The sequence below is a fragment of the Priestia sp. YIM B13486 genome, from assembly GCF_042787865.1.
GTDB lineage: Bacteria > Bacillota > Bacilli > Bacillales > Bacillaceae_H > Priestia > Priestia megaterium.
Window position 1 is genome coordinate 194,424 of the sequence record NZ_JBHZOZ010000007.1, and the last position, 22,171, is coordinate 216,594.

Annotated in this window: 18 protein-coding genes and 1 pseudogene; 3 read left to right on the plus strand and 16 right to left on the minus strand. The window is 39.7% G+C overall.

Translation table 11 applies throughout. The annotated features are described in order from the left end of the window. The first annotated feature begins 23 nt into the window (after nt 1-23). Together ACFX4G_RS19215 and ACFX4G_RS19220 are read left to right on the plus strand one after the other, a co-directional pair. Nucleotides 24-182: a hypothetical protein gene (locus ACFX4G_RS19215; RefSeq protein ID WP_165802510.1), complete on the plus strand. Its 159-nt coding sequence runs from the start codon at nt 24-26 to the stop codon at nt 180-182. Between the two features lie 86 nt (nt 183-268). Next, nucleotides 269-1,528: an erythromycin esterase family protein gene (locus tag ACFX4G_RS19220; RefSeq protein ID WP_377576224.1), complete on the plus strand. Its 1,260-nt coding sequence runs from the start codon at nt 269-271 to the stop codon at nt 1,526-1,528. Nucleotides 1,529-1,564: 36 nt separating this feature from the next. Here ACFX4G_RS19220 and ACFX4G_RS19225 read toward each other — a convergent pair whose 3' ends face one another. The 14 genes and pseudogenes from ACFX4G_RS19225 to ACFX4G_RS19290 form a co-directional block, all read right to left on the minus strand. Then, a complete protein-coding gene (locus ACFX4G_RS19225) occupies nt 1,565-2,038 on the minus strand; it encodes a heme-degrading domain-containing protein (protein ID WP_377576227.1) in 474 nt (157 codons plus the stop codon). Nucleotides 2,039-2,051: 13 nt separating this feature from the next. Continuing rightward, nucleotides 2,052-3,086 carry an oxidoreductase gene (locus tag ACFX4G_RS19230; RefSeq protein WP_377576230.1) on the minus strand — a complete coding sequence of 345 codons (1,035 nt, stop codon included), beginning with the start codon at nt 3,084-3,086 and terminating at the stop codon, nt 2,052-2,054. Continuing rightward, nucleotides 3,083-3,853, minus strand: coding sequence for a DeoR/GlpR family DNA-binding transcription regulator (locus ACFX4G_RS19235; protein WP_377576233.1), 771 nt, complete (start codon nt 3,851-3,853; stop codon nt 3,083-3,085). The genes ACFX4G_RS19230 and ACFX4G_RS19235 overlap by 4 nt, the downstream gene beginning before the upstream one ends. Before the next feature lie 308 nt (nt 3,854-4,161). Beyond that, complete coding sequence (locus ACFX4G_RS19240; protein ID WP_377576236.1) at nt 4,162-5,253, minus strand: toxic anion resistance protein; 1,092 nt, start codon at nt 5,251-5,253, stop codon at nt 4,162-4,164. 18 nt (nt 5,254-5,271) lie between these two features. Further along, the gene (locus ACFX4G_RS19245; RefSeq protein WP_377576239.1) at nt 5,272-6,888 is read right to left on the minus strand and encodes a YceG family protein; all 1,617 of its coding nucleotides are present in this window, start codon (nt 6,886-6,888) and stop codon (nt 5,272-5,274) included. A gap of 94 nt (nt 6,889-6,982) precedes the next feature. Next, nucleotides 6,983-7,561 carry a TerD family protein gene (locus tag ACFX4G_RS19250; RefSeq protein ID WP_013057395.1) on the minus strand — a complete coding sequence of 193 codons (579 nt, stop codon included), beginning with the start codon at nt 7,559-7,561 and terminating at the stop codon, nt 6,983-6,985. Between the two features lie 35 nt (nt 7,562-7,596). Next, a complete protein-coding gene (locus ACFX4G_RS19255; RefSeq protein ID WP_013057396.1) occupies nt 7,597-8,175 on the minus strand; it encodes a TerD family protein in 579 nt (192 codons plus the stop codon). A 24-nt stretch (nt 8,176-8,199) separates the two neighbouring features. Further along, on the minus strand, nt 8,200-8,796 hold the full coding sequence (locus ACFX4G_RS19260) for a TerD family protein (RefSeq protein WP_034651381.1): 597 nt from the start codon (nt 8,794-8,796) through the stop codon (nt 8,200-8,202). 286 nt (nt 8,797-9,082) lie between these two features. Then, entirely contained in the window at nt 9,083-12,721 is a 3,639-nt protein-coding gene (locus tag ACFX4G_RS19265) for a multifunctional 2',3'-cyclic-nucleotide 2'-phosphodiesterase/3'-nucleotidase/5'-nucleotidase (protein ID WP_377576242.1), read from the minus strand. Nucleotides 12,722-13,317: 596 nt separating this feature from the next. Further along, nucleotides 13,318-13,764 carry a DUF6376 family protein gene (locus tag ACFX4G_RS19270; RefSeq protein WP_377576246.1) on the minus strand — a complete coding sequence of 149 codons (447 nt, stop codon included), beginning with the start codon at nt 13,762-13,764 and terminating at the stop codon, nt 13,318-13,320. Nucleotides 13,765-14,161: 397 nt separating this feature from the next. Beyond that, a complete protein-coding gene (locus ACFX4G_RS19275; RefSeq protein WP_013057401.1) occupies nt 14,162-15,142 on the minus strand; it encodes an ABC transporter permease in 981 nt (326 codons plus the stop codon). Next, nucleotides 15,135-16,046 (minus strand): ABC transporter ATP-binding protein, encoded by a 912-nt coding sequence (locus ACFX4G_RS19280; RefSeq protein WP_230184224.1) that lies wholly within the window; start codon nt 16,044-16,046, stop codon nt 15,135-15,137. The genes ACFX4G_RS19275 and ACFX4G_RS19280 overlap by 8 nt, the downstream gene beginning before the upstream one ends. Before the next feature lie 13 nt (nt 16,047-16,059). Further along, entirely contained in the window at nt 16,060-16,854 is a 795-nt protein-coding gene (locus tag ACFX4G_RS19285) for an SGNH/GDSL hydrolase family protein (protein ID WP_217599173.1), read from the minus strand. A 23-nt stretch (nt 16,855-16,877) separates the two neighbouring features. Beyond that, nucleotides 16,878-17,755 (minus strand): annotated as a pseudogene (locus tag ACFX4G_RS19290) (NAD(P)-dependent oxidoreductase). Between the two features lie 348 nt (nt 17,756-18,103). Here ACFX4G_RS19290 and ACFX4G_RS19295 point away from each other — a divergent pair. Further along, nucleotides 18,104-18,304: a cold-shock protein gene (locus ACFX4G_RS19295; protein ID WP_013057405.1), complete on the plus strand. Its 201-nt coding sequence runs from the start codon at nt 18,104-18,106 to the stop codon at nt 18,302-18,304. A 205-nt stretch (nt 18,305-18,509) separates the two neighbouring features. Here the strand turns inward: ACFX4G_RS19295 and pdxR are convergent, their stop codons facing one another. Beyond that, entirely contained in the window at nt 18,510-19,943 is a 1,434-nt protein-coding gene (gene pdxR, locus ACFX4G_RS19300; RefSeq protein WP_013057406.1) for a MocR-like pyridoxine biosynthesis transcription factor PdxR, read from the minus strand. Nucleotides 19,944-20,245: 302 nt separating this feature from the next. Continuing rightward, complete coding sequence (locus ACFX4G_RS19305) at nt 20,246-21,946, minus strand: pyruvate oxidase (protein WP_025751607.1); 1,701 nt, start codon at nt 21,944-21,946, stop codon at nt 20,246-20,248. Between the last annotated feature and the right edge of the window lie 225 nt (nt 21,947-22,171).

Genomic DNA, 22,171 nt, shown 5'->3' on the forward strand with positions numbered 1-22,171 from the left:
CTAGATATAAGAGGTGAAACATAATGTCAACAAACCACACGTATGAAAATAACGAAGAAGTTTCTGCTGTTTCTAAAAAAGAAGAGCACCCTACTAAAGAATGCGAAACACAGAATCAAACAGCGCTTACTAAAGAAGATTTTTCTTTAAATGATTCTGCCATTAAGCACTTTAGCAGGTAATTCATAAAAATAAAAACGCGTTAACTGGTAGCAAGACTCGCTGTCTCAAGCTCTTGCTATCCATTTCTTAAACATAAGGTGGTCGTATGCTAAAAACTATTCAAATGATAGAAGCCATTAAAAAACATTCTATGCCTTTTGCTGATGTCGATGACTTACTGCCGCTTATTAACACAGCAAGCCGCGCTCAATACGTACTTCTCGGAGAAGCCTCTCACGGCACATCTGAATTTTACGAAATTCGAGCAGCTATTACGAAAGAATTAATTCAGCATCATGATTTTTCCTTTATAGCAGTGGAAGGAGACTGGCCTTCGTGTTTTGAAGTTAATCGCTATATTAAAGGATATACAACTCAATACGCGAATGCCGAAGATGTCTTAAGATCTTTTAGCCGCTGGCCTTCATGGATATGGGCCAATCAAGAAATAAAAGAATTGATTGAATGGCTTCGTGATTATAACAACAACTTGCCAGCACATCAGCCAAAAGTAGGTTTTTACGGCTTAGATGTATACAGCCTGTGGGAATCGATAGAAGCTATTATTGAGTACTTAGAAAACAACCACGCTCCTGATGCAAAGAAAGCGAAAAAAGCCTTTGAATGCTTTGAACCTTTTCATCGCGAAGCACAGATGTACGGAATTTCTTCTGCCCTTTACGGAAAAAACTGCATGGTAGAAATCTTAGAGCTTTTACAAACCATTCAGCAAAAAAAAGATACCTATACTCATGAGCCTGAGGCTTCGCTTAGTATGCAGGTAAATGCGCTGGTAGCAAGCAATGCTGAAGCTTATTATCATACGATGATTACCAACGACAATGAATCGTGGAATATTCGCGATCGTCATATGGTAGAAGCTTTAAAATATATTCAATCTTACTACAAAGATAGCGCTAAAGGAATTGTATGGGAGCATAACACTCACATCGGAGATGCAAGAGCAACGGACATGAAAAGCAGCGGCATGGTGAATGTAGGTCAGCTTACCCGTGAAGAATACGGACAGAAGCATGTTTACGCCGTCGGATTTGGAACTCATCACGGCACGGTCATTGCTTCTGATAGCTGGGGTAATCCTCATCAGGAATTAACCGTTCCTCCAGCTATAGAAGGAAGCTGGGAAGATGCCATTCACCGAGCAGGTGCTTTTGATCAATATCTCATGTTCACAGAGGAAAACCGAACATTTTTTCATTCAACGATAGGCCACCGCGCCATTGGTGTTGTCTACGACCCAGAGATTGAACAATACGGAAATTATGTTCCTTCTCGCTTGTCAAAACGATATGATGCTTTTATTTATGTAGAAAAAACACACGCCTTATCACCACTCATCCTTTAATGAAATAAGCGGACTTCCAACGAAGTCCGCTTATTTTTATTGCAAAAAGCTACGAATCGTATCTGTCACAAGTTCATGATCTTCTTCTTGCGACATGCCTGATACAGTAATGGTTCCAATTACGCCAACGTTTTTAACCGAAATCGGAAATGACCCGCCTACCGCTTCGAATTCCTGAGGATTCGCTGCATAAAACTGCGCGTAAGAACGATCTTTTAGCTCGCAGTACAGCTTCATATAATACGAGCTGTGATGGTGGCGAAGAACGGTATTTGATTTTCGTTTAATCCATTCTTCATGGTCGGGAATGGCCCCTTCCATCGCATGTTGAAAGAGAGTTTGACCATTTCGTTTTATGCTTACTGTAACGGCTTTCCCCTTATTTTTTGCTTCATTAATAATTGCTGTTCCTATCTGTAACGCTTGGTCATTTGTAAATTGATGAAAGATCAGTTCTTTTTCCTGCTGAACTACTTTTTCAAGCAGTTTCTCTGTCGAATGATTACTCACTGTTTCTCGCTCCTTAGTTAAAATAAACCGCTCGTTTTTCTTTGCTGCTTTCAAATGCCGCTTCGATAACTTTAACTACGTCACGAGCTTCTTCTGCTGAAACCGGAAGCTCTTCTCCTCGAAGCAGGCTGTCGGCAATTTTTTGATAATACGTCACATAAGAACCGTGCAGTGTTTGAATTTCTTTCGTTTCGCCTTCGCCAGTTGTCAGCTTCCCGTAGTGTTCAGGGCTGTCGGCTCCCCACGTATCGTCCACAGGCTTCTTGCCGGCTCTTAGCATATCTTCTTGGCCGTCAATGCCGTATTTAATATAGCTTGCTTTTGTTCCGTGAACTTGAAAGCGCGGCCCGTTGCTTGGCACAATGGCACTTGAATGTAAAATAACGCGAAGAGAACCGTATCCAAGCACTACGTGGAAGTAATCATCCGTACGTGCATGATCTCGCTGACCAAATACATCAGCTTGAACAAATTCAGGCATTCCAAAAAGGTGTAAGGCTTGGTCTATTAAATGAGAGCCTAAATCGTAAAGCGCTCCTGACCCAGGTCCTTCATTTTCTCTCCAGCGGTCTCGAACAGCTGGACGATAGCGGTCAAAATGCGCTTCATAAATTTTAACGTCGCCTAATTTCCCTTCTTCAATCAGCTGTTTCACCGTCAAATAATCATTATCCCATCTGCGGTTATGATAGACGCTTAGTTGAACATCTTGTTCTTTTGCTAATTGAATTAATTCATTTGCTTCTTTTTCTGATACAACCATTGGCTTTTCAACAATTACATGCTTGCCTGCGCGTAGTGCGTCTTTCACCATTTCATAGTGCATGCCGCTAGGCGTTGTAATAATAACTAAATCAATGCTGTCATCTTCTAGAAGTTCAGATAGAGTGCTCACTACTTCAACATCTTCTAAGTCACTCTTTACTTTTTCAGGATTTGAGCTCATTACCTTTGAAATATGAAATTCGTCTAACACGCTTAAAAGCGGCGTGTGAAAGACCGTTGCTGAAAATCCGTATCCTACTAATCCTACTTTTATTTTCTTCATTGTGTTTCCTCTCCTTTATCAAAATCTGTTACGATAAGCCGCACTTGATTTTGTTCTATTTTTTCTTTTACATCCGCTTCTGGCTCTTTATTTGTGATTAAGATATCAATATCGCTCATATCACATACTCGATGTAAAAATTCACGTTCAAACTTCGTATGATCCGCAAGCATAATAACTTGTCTTGCACATTGAATCATCTGTCTTTTTAAAAATGCTTCTTCTTCACTTGGAGATGTAATACCATCTGCACCAACCCCGCACGTACCTAAAAACAGCTGATCTACTTTGTATTCCTGCAACGTAGAAATCGTTCTTGGCCCGGTGACGTTACGGTTTTTCCCGTTAAACTTGCCCGGCAGCAAAAACGTATCACACGGCGTATATTGATCGAGCAAATCCACATTATCAATGGAATTTGTAATAACGGTTACATGCTTTAAATCCATATACTTCGCCATCAGTGAGATGGTAGAAGACGTATCTAAAAGCACGTCATACCCCTCCGACATTAACGAAGCTGCTTCTTTAGCAATTTGTTCTTTCGCTTTGGTAGGCGTTCGTTCACTGTAATCAATGATATGACTTGACGATAGCGTCGCTCCGCCTTTAACTCTCATAACCTCGCCGTTTTCTTCAAGCTTGACTAAATCACGCCTCGCCGTATCTTTTGAAACGGTAAACATATCGCAAATTTCGTCTAACGTAATCGTACGGTGTGTATGAAGGTATTCAACAATCGCACTCATGCGCTGTTCTTGATACATTGAAATACCCTCCTTTTTTACTTTGATATGAGCTAATTGTAGCGCAAAGAAAAACTAAAAACCACTAAAAAACTTAAAAAGATTAATTTTTTTAAGTTTTTAACTTAAATTATAAAAGATTGTTTAAACAAATTCGAAAAAAAGCATAAAAGTGTACAAACGCTTTCTGGAAATAACTATCTTATTTTGGATAATACTTGTTTTATATCTGATACCCTTTCACGCTTTTCACTAATCGCTTACGGTTCAGACTTCCGGCAAACGTATAGGCAAAAAAAGCGGGAATCGTAAAGATTCCCACTTTTTCGTTACATCTTATGTTCAAGCGCCTTGAAGTTTTCTTGAAATTGCTCCAAGCGAACAAGTCCTTCTTCACGAAGGCGTTTGTTTTCTTCTTCGATCGCTTTTGTTTCCTGCATTCCTTTCATAATAATATTCCACGTTTGCTCCATCGTTTCTACTTTTACGCTGGGCGCACCCGACATTTTGGCAATTTTAACGCTTTGCTGTGAAATATTTTCTGCATTTTGAATAAGCAGCTCATTTGTGCGTTTGTCTAATTCGTTCATAGACTCCGCTACTAAATTTTGACGTTTTGCTGCGATTGCGTTAATGAGCCCATTTTTAAAAATAGGAATCGTTGTAATAAACGCAGAATTGATTTTGCCAATCAGCTTTGTATTTCCTCGCTGCAGCATACGGATTTGAGGAGCGGATTGATAAGATACTTGTTTTGCCATTTCTAAATCATATAATCGCTGCTCCATCAGCTCAACCGCATTTTTTAAGGTTTGAAGCTCCATTGCCGCCAGCTGATTTCCACTCGACGCTCTTTCTTCAAGCACCTTTAGCTCTTGTTTTAACTCTTCTACTTTCACTTCGCCCGCTACAATGTATTTTTCAAGCTCCATATAATACTGATAGTTTTGCTCGTAAAGCTGTTCAAGCGTCGTGGTTGAATGCTTCATTTCAGTTTCATATTTTGTAATCTCTACATATACTTTATCAATTTCAGAGCCCATTGTTTCATATTTTTGAAACAGCTTATCCACTATTTTTTGACCGCGTTTAAAAAGCTTAGAGAAAAACCCTTTATCTTCAACAAAATCCTTTGCGTCAAATTTGTCCATAATCTTTCCAAGCTGCTTTAATAATTGACTTGACTCTTCCATGCTAGACGATTTAATTGTACTAAGCACTTTTCCGGAAAACGAGGAAATTTCATTGGCTGTTTCTTTCCCATACTCAAGTAAAGCCAGCTGATTTTTATAATCAATTTGTTCTGCTAAGCGACGTACTTCCGGCTCTTCTCGCAGTTTTGCTTTTACTTCATTAGGCTTTGTTTCTAAAACTTCTTCGGCTTCGTTTACATCTAAAGGCTGTAATTCGTTTGTTGCCATTTAAAAACCCTTCTTTCTTTAAAAGATTCGTTTTAACCATTTTTGAATGAGCGACGGCTCTTTGAATTCTTCATTAAAGCTAATATCTTCTAGCCAATGTATATCGAAATATTTTTCTTCGACAAACGCTTCTATATCTATTTGACCGGTCGGATTAAAAAGAACAATATCAACGCCAAATTCATTTAACAGAAGCAGTAAAGCTGCATCTTCACGCGTAAACGTTTCATGTTCATTTCCGTGATAGATAATGAGCCGAGGGACGTGCTGCGTATAATCAAATTTTTGAAGCATGCGAAGCACGTTGTTTGGAAGCTTCAAAGACTGATTAAACAAGTACATTTGATGCTGATACGCATCTTCATGATCCAACCGAAGGAGCTTTGAATGTGCACAGTATCTGGAAATAGCTGCAGCTAGCCCTTGCTGAAGCCCGATAGGCAGTTCTTTATAGCGCCACCAGTTGCTTTCAATCATTTTATCAGGACTGAGCGTCCCATCACTTCCGAGAGCGCCTTGGTAGTGAAAGTGATTATTTCCTTCTATTTTTTTAGCAAAAGGAACACAATCAACAGTCAGAGCTAACTCATTTTCTGTTTGCATGAGCTCATGCACTTTACTCCAGTACTCTTTTCGGTTTTTGGAAATGCCAAGCACTTTTGAAAACAGAACCGGCACTTGTACATATGGCTTTGACACTTCAAAATTAGGACGAATAAACGCCCGTTCTCTCATTAATAAAAAAATCTCATCATACGTCGTTTTAAGAGTAACTGAAGTTGGAAAATACGAACGAAATTGCCACGGTTTATACAGCATAGACTCCTCTGAATGAAGCACTTGCTCAATTTCTTGAGAAGCTCGAAATGCTACCGTACCTTTTCGAACCGGTTTATCCGTTGGAAAAGGTAAAAGCGCGCTAGTAGAAGGAAACGTATAAACAGTTGTTAAGCGCTGATTCTCATCTACTTCTTTTAAATGATCCTTTCCCTCTGGATGAAAGGTAAGGACGTCAAAACCTAGTAAAATTAAATAATAGAGAAAATACCGCTCGCTTTTATTCGCATCTCCATACCACATGATGCGAGGCGCGTGTTCAGGAAATGCTTGATCGACCATCCAAGACTTCACATGATTCCACTGCCACTTTATTAAATCGATTAATACACGTTGAAACTGCCCGTCCATAAAACCGTCTGCGTGCTGTTCTTTAAAACACGTTAACGTTTCAATAAATTTTTCGCGTATTCTTCTATGTATAGCGGGATTTTCTGACTTCACGATCAGCTTTTTTCCTTCTAAAAAAGCAAACAGTCGATTGACAGAAAGGCCGCGTTCTTCTTGATTAATTTTAAGAATCGTTTGTACTTCTTTTAATCTATCATTTGAAATGGACTTATCAAGCTTATCGTGCAGGACAAGGATCGATGATGATGAATGCGCAAGTTCATAAAGAAAAGCTGCGTACTCGTCCGCATCAAGATGGGTGCCTACATATCTTCCCGCCACTTGTTTGTAGGAAGTTTGCTGCTCATTTTGTATAAAGTCACCTCGCAGAGAAACATCTTGAGAAAAAAGAGAAGTTCCATTTTGCTCGTTAAGATTAATGATATGAGGATCAATTAGTTTACTCACGCCTTACAGCTCCTTTCTTTTCAGACATATACATGCTAAAAAGAAAGGGTACTCGTTAAAGCACCCTTTCTTTTTCATTTATCCCATGCCTTTTTTATACGGATAATCCGTAGTTGCGGCAAAGGTCGGCCAAGCCACCGGAAAATCCGCTGCCAATGGCATTAAACTTCCAGTCGTTTCCGTGCTTGTATAGCTCGCATACAACGACAGCTGTTTCGATTGAAAAATCTTCACCTAAATCATAGCGCAGTACTTCTTCATTTGTTTCAGCATCAATCAGACGAACAAACGCGTTGGATACTTGTCCAAAGTTTTGTCCGCGAGCATCTGCATCGTGAATCGTGACGCTAATTCCGATTTTTTCAACGTGGTCAGGAAGAAGGGAAAAATCAACGGCTATTTGCTCATCGTCTCCATCTCCTGCACCCGTACGGTTGTCACCGGTATGCTCCACAGCTCCATTTGGACTTTTTAAATTGTTGTAAAAAACAAACTCCTCGTCATTTACAACCTGACTTGATTTATTGGCTAAAAATGCACATGCATCTAAATCGAAATCCTGAGATCCAGCATATTTGTTTGTATCCCATCCAAGGCCTACTATTACTTTTGTTAATCCTGGGTTGGTTTTCGTTAGGTCAATGCGCTGACCTTTTGATAAAGAAATTGACATAAAAACATCCTCCGTACGTTTTCTTACTTTAATGATTAGGCGTTTAAACCAAAGTCGTTTACAAGTGCTGCTAAACCGCCCTGATAGCCGCTGCCAATAGCATTAAACTTCCATTCTCCGCCGTGTCGATACAGCTCTCCTACTACAACGGCTGTTTCGATCGAGAAGTCTTCACCTAAATCATAGCGAATTAGCTCTTCGTCATTTGTTGCATTTAAAATACGAACGTAAGCATTGCTTACTTGGCCAAAGTTTTGACCGCGCGCTTCCGCTTCATGAATCGTAATGGTGAATGCGATACGTTCAATAGATTGAGGCACATTTTTCAAATCTACTTGAACCTGCTCATCGTCTCCTTCACCTACGCCTGTACGGTTATCTCCTGTATGCTCAACCGCTCCGTTTGCACCCGTCGTATTGTTGTAAAAAATAAAATCAGATTCTGAAGCGCATTTTCCCGCTCCGTTTAATAAAAAGACAGATGAATCTAAATCAAAATCGTTTCCACCGTCATACTTATTTACATCCCATCCAAGACCTACTACTACGTTTGTTAATCCTGGATTCGTTTTTGTTAAATCTACTTTTTGTCCTTTTGAAAGATTAATAGCCATTTCGTTTCCCTCTTTTCAAGTTGTTTATTTTGTATATTTATTTGCAATTTCTCCTAATCCAGTATCTCTCGTTGCATCTCCAGTTGCTGAAAACTTCCATTCATTCCCGTCTCGGTAAATTTCACCTGCAAATAGAGCGGTTGCTCCTGAATGGTCTTCAGATAGATTAAAGTAGACAAGCTCTTCGTTTTTAGCGCTGTCTACAACGCGAATAAACGCATTTTTAATCATACCGAAATCTTGGTTTCGCTCAACACACTGATAGATGTTGACTACAAACACAAGTTTATGTACGTTTCCAGGAACCTTTTTTAAATCAACAAAAATTTGTTCATCGTCTCCTTCACCTGCTCCGGTAAGGTTATCGCCTGAATGCTTAACGCTCCCGCAGTTACTGTGACGATTTCCAAAATACACAACGGCTGAGTTACTTACAAGCTTATCGTTTGAATTTAGCATAAGAACAGATGCATCACAGTCAATACTTGGTCCGTTTCCTCCGAAACCAAAAAAGCTGCGTTTTTTTACAGGATCCCATCCTAATCCAACTGTAATAGAAGATAGGCCTTCTCTTCCTTTTGTTAAATCAATTTTTTGACCTTTTTGTAGATTAATAGCCACTTTTATTTACTCCTTTACTGTAACGAACATATTCTATTTCAGGTTCTATATAGCTCTATATCATAGCGCAGATAAATGAAAAAATAGTGAAATTTTTATACCACTTTTAACGTTTACGTAAATCTTCTTTCCATGGAAAGAATACCACAATCTGGTGATTGTTTCAAAAATTAAGCGGTCTGTTATAGGGTAAATTAATTGATTTAAAGTTTGAAAGTAAAGATATTCTACTAAAAAAGACTGTCTCTAAACCGGAAATCCGAGTTATGAGACAGTCTTTTTTGGCTTATTGAGCTATTTTTAAAGTAGGTTCTTGCTGTTCAGCTGTTTTAGCAGCTGCCACGTTTTGAATACGGCCTTCAGCTTTGTATTCAAACGGGCTGTTAAGGGTTTTAATATAGTTTACCGTTGCTTGTAAATCTTCTGGTCCCACTTCCATATCTGAAGAAAGTGCACCAATACCGTATTTTTCGTTTCCATACATATAGTTATTGACTACTACCGTGTATTCTTTTTCTTTGTCAATTTTACTTCCATCTGGAAGCGTGATATCGACTACTTTATTCGTGCTTCCATCCCACGTATAGTTAAAGCCTGCAACATGGAAATCTAGTCCGGATGATGTAATTTGATTGTTTAACACCGTTTCTAAATCCGCTCCGCTTAGCTTTACTTTATTTAAGACGTTGCCAAACGGCTGAATCGCAAACAAATCACCGTATGTTACGTCACCTGCATCAAGCTGTGAACGAACGCCTCCGCCATTCATTAAAGCAAAGTCAGCGTTCATTTCTGCTTTCATGCCGTCAGCAATTAAGTTTCCAAGCGCGATATCGCCTGTTGGTCCGCTAGACGGATAGCCTTTTGCCAAATCTGTAGATGACTTCCCAACCACTTCTGCTTTAATAGGTGCTGCTAAGTCTTCGTACTTTTTCATAATGCTTGAAACTTCAGGATCTGGCGTGTAGTCTTTTTGATATACGGTCACAATTTTGGCATCTTTTTTCACGATGTCACCCGTATTATCGATTTCAACGTCTACGTCAGAAAACGCTGAGCCGTATGAATAAGCTTGAACAATTAGTTTGTTATCTACTACTTTGTTGTTGTATACGTGATTGTGAGCTGAAAAGATAACGTCAACTTCATCGTCAACTTTTTTAGCAATATCTGCTGCATCAAACTCGGTAGAAGTTCCATTTTGATTAGATGGATTATGAGCAAGTACCACAATGGCTTTAATACCTTGCTTTTTCAACTCTGCCGTATATTTATCAATTGCTTCTGCTTCGTCCGTAATTTTTAAGTTTTCATTTCCTTTACGAACGATCATGCTTGGTGTTTCTTGTGTGACAACGCCGATAAAGCCGATCTTCTTGCCGCCTACTTCTTTTATTGCATAAGGCTCCGTAATTAATTTATTAGTTGAAGTATCATAAGCATTTGCCGCTACAACCGGGAAATTCATGCCGTCGTATCCTTTTGTTCCTTTTGGATGATCGCCGCCTTCAATCATACGGTGAAGCTCAGCAATGCCTTCATCAAACTCATGATTTCCAAGCGTACCTACATCAAATCCAAGTGATTCCATCACTTCAACCGTTGGCTCATCTTGAAACAGCGCTGAAACTAACGGGCTTCCGCCAATCATATCTCCAGCATGAACTAAAAGCGTATTCGGATTTTCAGCTTCTTGTTTACGAATAGCTGCTGCTGTATATTTCATATTTCCAGCTAAAAGCGCTTGGCCATTTGAATTGATTTTTGTATCTGTATCGAGCTGACCGTGCAGGTCGTTCATGCCTAAAAGCTGAACCTTTGTATTATCTTTTGATTCGCCGTTTAAATTAATTTTGTAAATGCCGAACCCTTTGTCATCCGTTTTATTTGTATACGTAATGTTGCTTCCTTCAGTTAAATAGCTTTCTCCGCGCGGTGAGCTTGTGAACGTCACGTTAGCCGTTCCGTTAATTGGTGCAATGGACCAGTTATCGTCAGCTGTTGGTGTAATTTCTTTTTGCTCAGTGATGTAGTCCATTAGAATTTGACGGTTTTCATCCGCTGAATCCACCACAAGCTCGCTTCCTTTTAGACCAGGGAAGTTTCCGCCTCCGCCAGCTCGGTAGTTATTTGTCACAACGATAAACTCTTGGTTCGGATCAACCGGCTTGCCGTTATACGTTAAGTTAACAACGCGGCTTGAATCTCCGTGAATCACGTTTCCATTCACATCGTATTTTGCTGGTTTTGTGACGTCGATTTGGTATTGAACGCCGTCAATTACGTCGAAGTTATAAACAGGGAAGCTTGGGTTTAATAATTCCTGCTCTTCTGTTTTATTCGGTGTAATTTGATTAAACTTACCCGCAGACATATCAATCCAGTCTTTTACAACAGAACCTTTTACTTTAACCGCTTTTAATGTGTTGTCATATAGATACAGGTCGCCAGCGCTTCGGATCGTTAAGTCACCTTTTTTAATTTCAGTATATTCATCCACGCCGTTCCTTCCTGCTTTAAAAGGTGCTCCAACTGATAAAATTGGAAGGTCTTTGTATTGCGGCTTGTTTTGAGAAACATATTTTTCTACGTAATCTTTTTGTGCGTTTGTCACAACTTGAATAGACGGGTCATCTTGCACAAGAGAAAAATAGCTGTGGATATCATCGGTCGTTTTACCGATTGGTGTGTTCACGTATTTAACCGTTGCATCGTGATCTTTTTGAACCGCTTTAATAACGCCTTTATCCGGTTCTACCGTACTTTGCGTAACCGTTTTCCCTGATGCATCTTTTACGTCTTTATACGTTTCACGCGTGGACGATTGAGAGCTTACTACTTTCCATTTTCCTTTTTCTTCTTTTAACGTTAAGTCGATTAAACCAAGTGACCCTCCGCCGTAACCTGCTTGAACAGCCGGAACGCCGTTGATCGTTCCTTTTGCATTATCAACTCCAGGAAGAGGCTTTTTATCTGCTCCGAGGAACAAACCGTCTAATGAAGCTTCCGTTTTAGCAGGGAAGACTTTATGCGTGTGTGAAAACGTAATAGCGTCAACGCCTTTTACTTCACTTAATGAATAAATAACATCTTCCGTGTTTTGCTTGTTGCTGCTAAATCCAGAGTGAGCCATTGCAACAACTACGTCTGCACCTTTTTTCTTCATTTCTGGAATGTATTTGTTGGCTGTTTCCACAATGCCTTTTGTAATGACTTTCCCATCAAGGTTTGCTTTATCCCAATCGTTAATTTGAGGGGGCACAAAGCCAATGAAACCAACTTTAATCGTCCGTTTCTTTCCATTTTCATCGACGACTTTTTTATTCATAATTTTATAAGGCGTAAATTTATTTTTATCGTTTTTCGGGTTGTTGTCATGATCATCAACGTAGACATTAGCATTTATGTAAGGAAAGTTCGCGTCGTTATACGCTTCTGTTAAGAAGTCTAATCCATAGTTGAACTCATGATTTCCAAGTGTTGCAATATCATAATCCAGCTGATTCATTGCTTTAAATACAGGATGAACTTCCCCTTTTTTTAGCGGATTAATCTTAGCTTTATACGTGCCTAGAGGCGTTCCTTGAATGAGGTCTCCGTTATCTACTAATAAGCTGTTTTTCACTTCTTTTCGAGCGTTTTTGATTAAGGTAGCGGTTTTAGCTAAACCCACTTTTTCATAAGAGGCATCTTTGAAGTAATCATAGTTTAATAGATTCGTATGAACATCGGTTGTTTCCATCAGGCGTATGTTCACAAGCGCATCTTTTTTATTATGGCCTTGATGCTTGCTTTGCTGTGAGCTTTGTCCAGGATGACGTTCTTCCGCTCCTGCCTGTGTAGTTAAAAAAGGCATAGATAATAGAGAAAGTGCCAGTGATGTGGATAGGATTTTTTTCGTTTTACTACTTTTGTTCTTTTTCATCTACCATTCACCTTTCAAGTAAGTTATCATCGCTATAAATCTAGCAACTGTTCAAAAATAGTATAGCAGAAAAGATTTATAAAGGATGTAAATTTTTTGATTTTTTAGTAAACCATTTGTATGCGTTTTATTAACTTTTTGTAAACCGAAAAAATTTTTTTAGTTTTCCTCTTCAAAATCAAGGACTATAGTTTTTATTAATTGGATGAACCCTCCTTTTTAAATGAGTCTTATTACCTAATAAATCAACGTTCCCACACCCTCTATTAATTCAAAAAAAATTTATTTCAAGCGGTGTGTATATATGTACTATACATAGGATATGAAAAACAGACATTAAGTTTGTCACAGCTTCTAACAAAATTTCGTAGATATAAAAAAGAAAGAGAAGGTTTTTGTCTTCTAATAAATAGATATATTTATATAATTTTACATTTACAACAAGGAAACGAGGTTGAGTCATAAGACATACCTACATGAAACCTACGTTCACCTACAAATAAAAAAATCCGAACGAAGTTGATTCTCCATCAAGAATCTTGATTCATCGTTCGGATGTTCTTTAGTTAACATACTTTTTTCTCAGCCGCGTTTTCTTACTGACCTAATTCTTTAATTTGTTTCATAATACTTGATACATCTTGAATTGATTGAAACAATTCACTGTTTTTTAGCGCTTCTGGATTGAAGCTGCCATCCTTTATATTGGCTTCATACGCTTCAATTCCACTAATGATTTTTTCGTTTTGTTGAACAAGCTGATCGTGCACATCAGAAGCGATGTCAGGAGCTTTTGTTTGATTAAATTCTTCAGCTCTTCCTTTCATTTCCTGCAACTTTTGCTCTAGCTTCTTTATTGCCTCGTCGTCATTAACAGCTTTTTCCGCTAGAGGCGGTATTTCTTCAGCAAACTTTTGTGCTTCACTCACGTAATCTTTCGCATCGTTTGCATAGTTCAACGTACTGCTTGTATCTTCAAGAAAAGAACAGCCGCCGACCATAAAAAGAACAGCAGTTGATATGACTAGCATCCACTTTTTCACTTAGCACTCAACCTTTCTTATTTTCTTTTCTGCTATCTTCTTTTCGATTTTCGTTTCTTTAACTCTTTCATAATAATGGGTACAGCTTTTTTTATTCCTTTTTTTACAGCGGGGCTTTTTAACAGTCTCGATAGTTTTGACATTTTTAAGCTCCTCTCTCATTTTGAAATAACAAAAAACACCTTTACCACATGTGGTAAAGGTGTTTGTATCCAGACCTTTACCAATGGCAACATTGGCAAAGGTCTCGCTAACAATTTGCATTGTCAATAAAGCCGGAGATAATAATCTCGAAATGACGACTTTACTGCAAGAGCTACTCCCCTTTGAGCAAAACAGCATTTTTTGTTAACACAATCATAACGCACGTTCCTGATTATCGTCAACTTATACGAAATTAGTACACGTCTTTTTTGGTAAATACCAGAAACGACACGAGCAGCCCCGCAAGTCCCCAAATGGTTAAAACACCCAAGGAAAACCCTAATGTCATTCCTTCAGTCGGAGGAGCTGTGCCTTGCAGATAAGAAGTTAAATTTAAATTAACCATAAACAAATACTTAGCCGAATGCCATGAAGAAACCATGCTGCTTAAAATCGTACCTGCAATCAAACAAGCAAGCATCACACCCATACCCGCAGCTGTACTTTTAATTAAAACAGATAGCATAAAAGCAAGCGTTCCAACAACAAGTGAGACAAACCAAGCAAGACCAAACTCCATTAAAATATATCTCCACTGCGAAATTAAATGAACGTCAGCTGTATTTAAGTCATTTCCCTGCACGCTAAATCCCGTAAGAATAGGGGCTGTCCAGCCTTTAAATCCAAATACAACGCCAGAAATGAGGTACGACAAAACGCCAAACATTAAAATTAAAAACGAGACGGACATGACGAGCGTGATATATTTACTAAGCAGGATTTTCCACCGTTTCACAGGCCTCGTCAACAATACCTTGATGGATCCCAAGCTGTACTCTGAAGACACTAAATCCGCTGCAATAATCATAATCATCAGCGGCAGCAAAAGCTGAATGGCGTTTTCAATGAACCCTCGCACAAACGTTGGTGCCCCTGGTTCCGAAGGATTGATATCATTATCTAAATAATACTGTTGCTGCGCCACGCGAATTTCAAGCTGCTTGCGCCAATCATCTGAAATTTGGCTTCCGCTCAGCCGGTTTTGCGTATCGATAATTTCTTGCTGCAGCGTACTGCGCCAATCGGTCGTTCCTAGCTTTTCTTGAAGGCGCTGTGTTTCGCGAAGCTGAGCGTAGGTGAACATAGAAATCAAAACGCCCATAATAAGGGTAACGATTAACAGGCGCTTTTTTCGAACGAGCTTGATCATTTCATTTTGAACCAAACTAATCAATCGATTCGCCTCCTGTCATTTCGATAAATAAATCTTCAAGAGTTGGAAGCTTTCGATTCATTTCTTTTACCGTTACTCCTGCTTGAATGAGCTGTTTGTTCCACTCTCCCACTTCAGCTTCTTCATAAAACGTCGTGACATACTCCCCCTGCACTTGCACAAAGTCCGTCACTTGTTTTAAAATGTCTATTCCTGCAGGCTGCGGATCTAGCTTCCACAGTAAACGCTCTTGCTGAGTTAACAGGGTCTTCACCGATTCTGTGTGAATAACTTCTCCTTTTGCGATAATCGCTACTCGGTCACACATTAGCTGAATCTCGCTCAGTAAATGACTCGATACTAAGACGCTTAGACCTTCACTTTCAGCTAAAAAGCGAATAAATTTACGCATATCCCGAATTCCAGAAGGGTCTAGTCCGTTCGTTGGCTCGTCTAAAATAAGCACTTTTGGTTTTCCGAGAAGCGCTTGCGCAATTCCTAAACGCTGCCTCATACCTAACGAATACGTGCGAACTAAATCGTGGATACGCTCTTGCAAGCCAACTAATTCCACCACTTCATGAATGCGTTCTTCTGTCATAGAAGGAATCATGCGTGAAAAGTGCTGCAGATTTTCCCAGCCGCTTAAGTATGGATACAGCTCAGGATTTTCAACAATACAGCCGATATGCTCCATCGCTTTTGTAAACTGCTTTGATACGCTGTATCCACAAATATAAATGGAACCAGCCGTCGGGCGAATCAGACCGACAAGCATTCGGATCGTTGTCGTTTTACCGGCTCCATTGGGTCCTAAAAAGCCGAACACTTCGCCTCTTTTTAGTTCAAAATCAATATTTTTGATAATCTCTCGTTTTCCTATTACTTTTTTCAGTCCTTTTACTGAAAGCGTTACTTCACTCATATCATTCCCTCCCTTACCACGTAATAAGCGATGCTACACGTTCTGCGATCAGCTTGTAGCCTTTTGCATTAGGATGAAACTTATCAGTATATAAGTAGTCATCTACCTTTAGCTGAAACAAATCAAAGGTCGGAACAAAAACAGTTTGCTTATAATTAGCACTTAATTCACTGCTTTTGTAATTCCATTCTCGTACAATAGCCGTTGTCGTTTTTGCATCTTGCAGGTTACTAAACGGATTATATAAACCAATTAAAAAAATCGTCGCGTCTTTATTTGCCGACCGGATGCTTTTTAAGATGCTGTCTACGTTTTTTAAATAGTCATTTTCTAGCTTTTGAATATTGTTTTTATTTAAGTTCTGCAGCGTTTGTCCGCCTTGAAATAAGTCATTTCCTCCAATGGTGATCAGCACGGTATCTGCCGACTTAACCTGCCGCTGAATTTCCTGCTGCTTTACTTGACTTGCCAGCTGCGAAGACGTTTGACCTTTTATTCCAAAGTTACTTAAGAGAATTTTCTTCTTCGTTTTTTCTTCAAGATTATCTTTTAAATACCCAACGTACCCTTTTCCCGCTGCGTCTCCTGTTCCTCTTGTCAGGGAATCACCTAAAGCGACAATCGTATAATTCTTTGTACTTTTGTTACTGCTGCTTGTTTCTTGCTTCGGCTTTGGCATTTCTTTTACAGTAGCTTTTGAGGCGCTAACATAATCATAAATAGACATTCCAAGCCCCACTGCAAACAGCAGACACGAAATAATCGAAATCAAGGATACAATCCATACCCACTTTCCTTTCGCTTTCACTGGCTGCACTCCTTTTCGTCTTTTTAGTTATCTTTTTTTAGAGCTTCAACTGTTTTTAGTAAAGCGGACCAGTCTAAATGACCCCAGCCATTTTCGATTCCTTGTTCATAATGACCTTTCACAAGCTCTCCTAACGGAAGCGGAGCGGACACTTTTTTGGCTGCATCAATAGCCAGGTTTACATCCTTTAGTCCAAGCTCCAGCTTGAACCCGGCCGGATCAAAGTCTCTTTTAGCAATTAAATTGCCGTAATTTTTATACACAGGAGATGCAAATAAGCTATTAACCACTTCAAGAAACTCCTCCGCTTGCATGCCATACTGTTCTACCATGACTACTGCTTCAGAAACAGCTTCTAACATCGATACTAATAAAAAATTATTGCCAAGCTTAGCTACATTTGATAAGTAAGCTCGTCTCCTACAGTGAAAATAGTTTGACCAATCGCTTCAAACAGCGGCCAAACGTGCTCTCTTGCTTCTTTATTACCTGCAACTATTACTTTGAGAGCCGCGGCTGCTGCTGCGTCGGGTCGACCTAAAACAGTCGCTGCAACAAAATGCTGTCCTGATGCAGCATGTGCGCTTGTTAATTTTTCCGATAAATCTACGCTAATAGTACTCACAGAGACGTGAATACCACCTTCTTGAAGGCCTGCAAGTACACCGGCTTCTGAAAGCGTTACTTCTTCTAAAGCCTCATCATTTGAAAGAATCGTAAAGACAAGATTCGCTTCTTGTGCTGCTTGAGCAGGTGTCTCCACAACCTTTGCTCCTTTTTTCACAAGACTTTCCGCCTTCGAAGCAGTGCGGTTATAAATAACAAGTTCATGACCCGCCTTTATCATATTTTCCGCCATCGGTAATCCCATATTTCCTAAACCAATTAAACCCACCTTCATCTTTACCACTCCATTTCAGCACTCAGTATGTACGTTTCTTATGCTTGTCGTCTATCTTTAGAAAAAGCATATTTTCATTATTATATAACTACAGTAAAAGCGAATACAAAGAATAGCCTTTCTATAATGTTCAAAATGTGACATTTTTTAGACATGATTTATAAAAAACTTGTCTAAAAAATACGAATGGTTTTTAAATAAAGCGCTTGCAAACATAGGAAATTTCTGCTAAGATGTAAGAGAATTATTTTTGTTCGGTGGGGATGTATGAGTATTGTCACTTTTCGTCTTTAGATTTGAGCAAGAATAGTACCACAATGTGCGAGTCCGCACGAGGAGGCAACAATTATGGAACAAGGTAAAGTAAAATGGTTTAACGCAGAAAAAGGTTTTGGATTCATCGAGCGCGAAGGTGGAGACGATGTATTCGTACACTTCTCAGCAATCCAAAGCGAAGGCTTCAAATCTTTAGACGAAGGTCAAGCTGTAACATTTGACGTAGAACAAGGTCAACGCGGACCTCAAGCTGCTAACGTTCAAAAAGCATAAGAAACACAACATATCAGAAACAGATCCTTTAAAGGATCTGTTTTTTTGTGTACAAACATAAAAAAAGCCCCGTTTTTCAACAGGGCCAGTCGGTACAAATACAGAAGTAAAGTTAATGGTACTCTTAGTATAGCACAAGATCATAACAATCTATACGAAATAATAAAATAAAACTTTCATCCGGCACGTTTACCTATGATTATAGCTATTCCAGACTCTCTAGGGCGCTCGCAAATCGTTTGATTCCTTCTCGAATGACCTCTTCTTCCCCTCTGCCAAACGTAAAGCGAATAGCTCCGCTTTGAGAACTCAGCACGCTTCCTGGTACAAAAGCCACTCCTCTTTTAAGCGATTCTTCCAATAGACGATAGTCATCGACCGGCTGATTCACTTTGCACCATAAGTGAATCCCGCCTTGAGGCGAATCGAAAGATACTTTTGATCCGAGCAATTCGTTCAGACTCGACGACAGGGCATACTCTTGCTTTTTGAGCTCTTGTCTAAGCTTTTCAATATGCGAAGAAAACGTAGGAGAATCTAAGAATTGATAAGCAATCCACTGCGGAAAGATGCTGTGGCCAAAGTCAATTTGCTGCTTAGCGTCTGCCAGGCGCTGAATCACTTGCTCTGGCCCCACTATCCAGCCAATTCGAAGGCCCGATGCCACAATTTTAGAAAGCGAGCTGATATAGAGGACATTTCCGTTCTCGTCCATCGATTTCAGCGTTTGATGTACATTTCCGTCAAATGCCGTGAGTGAATAAGGATCATCTTCAATAAGCGGAATGCCGTATTCTGAAGAAAGCTCTAAAAACCGCTTTCGACGCGCTTCTGATAACACAATACCGGTCGGGTTTTGATAATACGGATTTAAAAAAACCATACGAATGCGATGCTTTTTATGTAATTCTACTAAGTCGTCCGGGTTGGCTCCATTTTTATCTACAGGCAGCAAAAACGTTCGTAAACCTGCTGATTGAAAAAGCGGCAGTGAATAGCTATAGGACGGATCTTCAATCGCTACTGCATCTCCTGGTTTTAACAAACACTGCACAATCAAATGAAGTGCTTGCTGTGCACCTGATGTGATTAAAATGGAATTAGCATCGGTGGAGATTTTCCGGTACTCATGAACATGAGCAGCAATAGCGTCACGCAGACGTTCATTGCCGTGAGGATGATCATAGCCTAAATGCTCATTAAACGGCATGCCCGCTAATATTCGCTGAAAATCTTCACTTGGAAATAAGCTAGGCGCTAATTCTCCGCTCGCTAAGTTTACAAAGTCTGTTCGCAAAGCTTCGCTTCTTATTCGCTGTACGAGCGGTAAATTAGGCAAAAATGAACCGTCTTCTACATATCTTCCCCAGTTTGGAATACGTTTACGGGAAATTCCCCAGATGCTCGAACTAACTCGCGTGCCGCTTCCTTTTTTACGTTCTACGATTCCAAGTGCCTGCAGTTCTTCATAAGCAGCTACTACCGTGCTTCTGTTCACGTTTAGCTCAGCAGCAAGCGTTCGTTCTGATGGCAGCATAGAATCCGGCGGAAACGCTCCCGATGAAATACAGCTTTCAATATATTCTGCAATTTGTTTATAAATCGCTTTTTTGCTAGCGCGATCTGGTCTCCAGTTCATGCGGCGTCAGTCCTTACGTTTAAACTTTCTTATTAGTAGTTTATCCTTTATCTCTCTTATCTTAAAGCAGTTTTATAAAAAAAGACCATCCAATTTGGTGTTTTTTTGCTCATCCACTTTATAAAATAAATAATATCACCTCTTTGTTACTTGCCGACATTTAAGTTTACATAATAATTTTATAGTTAATCAAATTACCTTCACCATTCCAACAAAAAAATCCAAACGAAGTTGATTCTCTATTAAGAGTCTCAATTCATCGTTTGGATCTTTACTAAAGTACTTTTGTCACAGCCTATTTTTTATAGAGGCGGTAAATCTAGCTTGCCTTCTTGAAATAATTCTTTCACCATATGCTTGGCATAACCCGTTGCTTGTCCTAGCGTAATCTTAGCTGGCATAGGCGCTTCGTTTGCATCAACGATTACATCGATAATACACGGCTTGTTTTGCCTAACAGCACTTTCAAAAGCAGGCAGCAGCTCTTCTTCTTTTTCTACTCGGTAGCCAACACCTCCGCAAATATCTGCATACCTGGCAAAGTTCGGATTTGTTAAGTCTGTTCCGAATTCAGCATTTCCCATTACTTCTTGTTCAAATTTAATCATACCGATTTTATGGTTATTAAATAGCACCACAACTAGCGGAAGATTGTATTTAACAGCTGTAATAAAATCTGCCATCGTCATCGCAAAGCCGCCGTCTCCACAGACCGCAAACACCTGCTTCTCGGGATAAGCAATTTTTCCAGCAAGTGCGCCCGGCAGCCCGCATCCAAGAGTCGCTAGCCAGCTTGAAATCACAAACTGCTGATTTGTCATACGAAAATGACGCGCCATCCATACTGTGACGTTTCCTACATCTACGGACAAGACCGCGTTATCAGCCGCTACGTGCTGAAGCGCTCGAATCACTCGCTGTGGCTTGATAGGTAGACTTTCTTTTGCTTCTTGGGTATCAAGCTGGCTCCACCACTTTTTCATACGTTCTTGACTTTGCTCTAAAAACTGGCGATGTTCTGAGCGGCCAACGTTTTCTAAGAACCACTGAATGGTTGTTTTTGCTTCTCCTGCAAGCCCTGCATCTACAGGATATCTTTTACCAATTTGTGCAGGATCAATATCAATATGAATCGTTTTCGCATGGTCTGGCAAAAATCCTGTAAACGGATAGGACGTTCCAATCATGATGAGCGTATCCGCTTCTTGCATCGCTTCATACGCTGGCTTTGTACCGATTAATCCAAGTCCTCCGAGACAATATGGATGTTCATCCGGTATTGCGCCTTTTCCAGGAAGCGTAAGAACAATAGGTGCTGCGATCTTTTCGGCAAACGCAAGCAGCTCTTCTCTCATTTCATGTGTGCCTCGACCGGCTAAAATAACCGGACTTTCTGCTTTACCAATCAAATCTTTTGCTTTTTCAAGGTCTTCTCTGTGAGGAAAGACGTCTTGTTTAACGATTATGCTTGATGTTTCTCGTGCCTCTGATCCGACTTCAAAACGAGGGATATCATCGGGAATGGTTAACACAGCCACACCTTTTTTAGCATAAGCTGTTCGAATCGCTTGATTGACAACAGTGGGAAGCTGTTCAGCGGACATGATTCGCTGGTTATATACAGCCACGTCATCGAACATTCGCTCTAAATTAATTTCTTGAAACGCATCGCTTCCGATAAGATCAGACTCCACTTGCCCCGTAAGTGCTAAAACGGGAGCTTTGTCTAACTTTGCATCATACAAACCATTCAATAAATGAATCGCTCCCGGTCCGGCAATAGCCGTGCATACACCGATTTTACCCGTTAGCTTTGCATATGCAGCCGCTGCGAGAGCTCCCGCTTCTTCATGCCTCACTTGAATAAATTTAATTTTGTCCTGGGCTTTGCGAAGCGGTTCAATAATTGAATTAATGGAGTCTCCTGGCATTCCGTAAATATGATCAACGCCCCATTCAATTAACAGTTCAATCAGTTTTTCCCCTGCTTTTTGTTTAAACATATGACTGACCCCTTTCTTCTTATATATAGAGATAGTGTGACCTGATACGCTCTTTCTTACTTATTTTCACTCGTATAATTTTCGTTTTCTTTCATTAAATGAATGATCGTCTTCGTTAAATTTTCTTCATTCCTTGCAATTATCATTAACTTTTGCTATTCTATAAGAAGAATTATTTTTGTTCGGCAACAATCGATAGGTGAATACTTTCGTCTTAAAGATTTT